The sequence below is a fragment of the Mesorhizobium yinganensis genome (assembly GCF_040081985.1).
Lineage (GTDB): Bacteria > Pseudomonadota > Alphaproteobacteria > Rhizobiales > Rhizobiaceae > Kumtagia > Kumtagia yinganensis.
Genome location: NZ_JBEBMH010000079.1, coordinates 1 through 3923, shown reverse-complemented (window position 1 = coordinate 3923; position 3923 = coordinate 1). Strand labels below are relative to the sequence as shown.

Genomic DNA, 3923 nt, shown 5'->3' with positions numbered 1-3923 from the left:
GTCACGGAGATAGTTGCGCTGCGTCTCGCGTGAGAAGCGCCGCATGTTCATGTCGTCGATCAGCCTCTGGCGGAGCGGGCTGACGGGTGTGTCGAGATAGGGGTGGTGCATGGTCAGGCTCCTTGTTGAAGAAGCCCGTCATGCTCTGCCGCTGGCGCACGACCCTCAATGCAAGCGAGACAACCGGCCTGTGTCCTCTATCTCAACCGCAGGTGCCCTCCCGCGCAGCGGGTTCGTTCGACGGCCCCAGCTCTGCCGTTTGGTGGAGCCCAACGAATGGCAAGTTTCAGGCGGCGAAGGCCGCGCTGCGAACGGCGGCGATGGGGTGGACCGCGGTCATTCCGATGTCGAGCTGCCAACGGCCGCTTAGCGCCATTCCCTGACATTGCTAGCAGAGACCACAAGGGTCGTGATCCAACCCCTTGTTGACGCTCGCCGCAGCCACGTGTTTGGGGAGTGATGCCTACGTGGCTAGCTCGTTATTGTTGCTGTTGCGGCGATCATCGGTGTTAGCCCGTTCGGGATAAGCAACTTCATACACTATCAGTTCCTTACCGTACCCCTTAAGCTGGCGAGGCCCGATTTCGACTACCGAGACGTTCGTCGCCACAGCCTTGGCGATGGTCGAGTCGAGAAGAATTTGATGATCTTTGGCTGACGAGCACAGACGAGAGGCTAGGTTCACGACATTTCCGATTGCAGTGTAGTCGTGTCGACCTTCGTAACCGATCCGCCCGACAGTCGCCCACCCCATGGCAATGCCAAGGCCAAAGCCGATCGAATGGCCCCGCTCTCGCCATCCGCGGATCAGGCGCTGGATTTCCGCCTGCATCGCGATAGCCATCTCTACCGCACGCATTGCCGGCTCCGCGCAGGAGATCGGCGCATTAACTAGGATCATCAAGCCATCGGCGGAGAAGTTTGTGACCGTGGCTTCGTGGGTTGTAACGATGGAGCCGACGGCCTGATAGTAGTCGGCCAAGAGCTGCATGATCTCTTCCGGTTCCACCTCGGTTGAGAATGCCGTGAACCCACGCAAGTCGCAAAAGATGACCACTACCTCCGCACGATGGCCAAGCAGTACGCCATCGTCTCCTGCCTTTTCGACGATCTCGGCCACCTGCGGCGCCAGGAAGCGTCGCAATCTTGCGATGCGCTCCTCGCGCTCTCGCGAACTTGCGAGCTCCCTTGCCATTTCGTTGAACCGGGCTGCTAGCCGTTCGAGTTCGTCTCCAGTCGAGATGTTGATTCTATGCTCGAACTGACCGGCCCCGATCTGTCGCGTCCCCTCCTCAAGCAGTCGAACGGGTCCGGTCATTCGCTTGGCAAGCCAGAAAGCTAGACCGGCGGCTAGCATCGTCGCGCCGAGCAGCAATCCGCTTGTCCGCCAGAGGGTCGCATAAATCGGCGCAAAGGCTTCGGTCGTGTCCTGCTCGACTACTACGGTCCAACCGGTACCTTTGATCGCTGCCATATCGGCGATCACCGGTTCTCCGTCAGTGTTAGTGGTCGCGACCGATGTGCCGCCAGCCTCGATCGCGTCTTGCAGCCTTCGCAACGTTCTAGCAGCCTCCTCATTAGTGCCGCTGGGCACCTTGCTGATGTCGGGGTGGGCGACCAACTGTCCGAGCCGGTCGACCACATAGGCTCGACCGCTCCCGCCGACCCGGATGTCCGATACAACATCCCAAATGAGCTTCAGATTGATCTCCGCGACTGCCACACCGGCCGCCGCGCGGTTGCCGGCCACCGACACAAGCATGAATGGTTCGGAACCGTTGTAGTAGGTAATGGGGCCATACCACACGCCCTCCAACTTCGCGGCAGCGACAGCCGGGTCATGACTGCGGTCGACCCCGCTTGCCTTCCTCTCAAGCTCCGTGCGCGAAACGAAAAGACGTTCGACCCCCGCTTTGTCGATAAGCGCAATGCTGACGACCGCGGTTGCTTGGCGCAACACGCGTAGCGCATCCAGCCTATGTTGGTCCTGCCGGTCCTCTGCCCAATCTCGCTGAACGCTCCATCCGAGATCGTCCCTGATGCCGTTGAGGAAGTTTTCGATCCTTCCCGCCGCCGCGCTTGCCTCGACCCGCAGCGTTGCGTTGAGCATCGCGCGTTGATCGCGGTACCCAAACCACGCATCGCTGATGCCGTTTGCAAGCAAGGGGACGGTCGCTGCTAGGAAGAACGTCGCGAAGTATTTTTGAAAGAGAGAGCGGCGCATGACGAGGCGGATCGAGCTTCATTCGATCACTTCGTCGGCCAGGATCAGCAAAGTCTGCGGGAGTTCCAGCCCCAGCGCCATAGCGGTTTTCTGGTTGATCGTTAGCCGGAAAGTAGCAGGCTGCTCGAGCGGCAGATCGCCTGCATTGGCTCCTTTGAGGATGCGGTCCGCGTAAAAAGCCAGACGGTGAATCATCTCAACATAATCCGCGGAATAGGCCATCAGGCAGCCGGCTCGCGGATACCATTGTCCCCACGTCATCGTCGGAAGCCGCTGTTCGAGCGCCAGAGCGGCGATGTGTGCAGCCTCGCCGGCCAACATGACGTCCGGTAGGACGAAGATCGCCTGCACGTCCTCTTTCTTCATTTCCGGGATTGCGACATCGATTTCGGCCGGCTGCCTGACATGGTGAAGCTTCACGCCTATTCCGAGCTTTCCGGCTGCGCGCATAGTATCCGCTTCGAACGGTAGATAAGAAACATCAGGATTGGCTAGAACCCCGATTTTTGCGACATCCGGTATTGCCTCTTTCAACAGCTCCAGCCGCTTCGCCGTGAGTTCGGTTGCATAGTAGCTGACCCCGGTGAAGTTGCCGCCAGGCTTAGCGAGGCTGGCAACGAGGCCGTCAGCTATTGGATCTCCGCTGACGATCGATACGATAGGGACCGAATCCGTTGCTTGGTGGGCGGCCCGTCCCGCTGGCTGCGAGGTCGTCACGATCACATCGACCGGAAGCTGCACCAGCTTGCGCGCGGCTTCCGCAAGTCTCTCATAACTCTTCTCGGCCGCCTGGCATTCGAGGTCGAAGGTCTCGCCTTGCTTGTACCCCAATTCTTCGAGCCCTTTGAGAAAGGGCCCGAATTCATTCTGAATGGCGCTTGGGTCACAATCCAATAGGTGAGAAGGCCGATACGCGGAACGTTTGCTGCCAAGCCTTGATTGGGCGATCCAATGAAGATCGCCACCATGGAAACAAGGCCGAAACACCATTGATACATTGGGTCCATCCGACCGGCTCCGATCGGCAGCCGATGTCACAGGCTACAGTCGCACGGCCACCGACGCTGCGCCTCACCCACGTCGATTTCCATGTCCGATATCTAAGTATAGCCTATTTTAGCAATCCAGAAAGCGATGTCCTTTGCAGATCGCAGAAGCGACGTCCGCGACCTCACTGAAGGAGCGGCTTGCCCGAATTGGTCATTCCAGCAGACGGCCAGAACGTCTCAAACGGTGAAGGGTTTCGGGTGCCGGCAGGCGTACGAAAGCCTCTCATGCAGGAACCCGCGGGCCACAGTCGATGGCTATGGGGATTTCGATCTGTGGCTGATGTCGGCGATGGTGCGACCGCCGCCGGGAAGCGTGGGGATTGATGCGGAGAGGCCGCTTCGTTGTGACTTCGCGCAGTCCAACCGATCCCACACGAGGCTCGTTGTGACGCTGTCGACGGCGATATTGACGGTGGACGCGCGTGGGTCCGTTGCCGGCGACTGGGCGCCTGCGGCTGATGGTTCGACCATGCCATGCCGGGTCATGCGTCCGTCTCCCGGTTCGTGGCGGTGGTGTGCGGCGGTCCACGCGGCTGCCTCCAGCGCTCGAACGTCTCGATGATGATCATGCGTCCGCCACAGCAGCGGCATGGCGGGTGGTAGTCGTCTGGTTCGTCGGAGTAGCGGGGGTCGGGCGGCGCGGCGACATC

At 60.1% G+C, this 3923-nt stretch carries 2 protein-coding genes and 1 pseudogene; all 3 read right to left on the bottom strand.

The window, feature by feature from the left end:
* Positions 1–463 precede the first annotated feature (463 nt).
* Complete coding sequence (locus ABMA59_RS37005; RefSeq protein WP_349010310.1) at positions 464–2224, bottom strand: adenylate/guanylate cyclase domain-containing protein; 1761 nt, start codon at positions 2222–2224, stop codon at positions 464–466.
* Between the two features lie 18 nt (positions 2225–2242).
* Positions 2243–3214 carry an ABC transporter substrate-binding protein gene (locus ABMA59_RS37000; protein WP_349010309.1) on the bottom strand — a complete coding sequence of 324 codons (972 nt, stop codon included), beginning with the start codon at positions 3212–3214 and terminating at the stop codon, positions 2243–2245.
* Positions 3215–3755: 541 nt separating this feature from the next.
* Positions 3756–3923, bottom strand: a pseudogene (locus ABMA59_RS37525) (IS91 family transposase); the annotation flags it as partial.

Excerpts from the sequence above, each read along its gene's own strand:
- ABMA59_RS37005 (WP_349010310.1), bottom strand. The coding sequence starts at position 2,224 with ATGCGCCGCTCTCTCTTTCAAAAATACTTCGCGACGTTCTTCCTAGCA.
- ABMA59_RS37000 (WP_349010309.1), bottom strand. The coding sequence starts at position 3,214 with ATGGTGTTTCGGCCTTGTTTCCATGGTGGCGATCTTCATTGGATCGCC.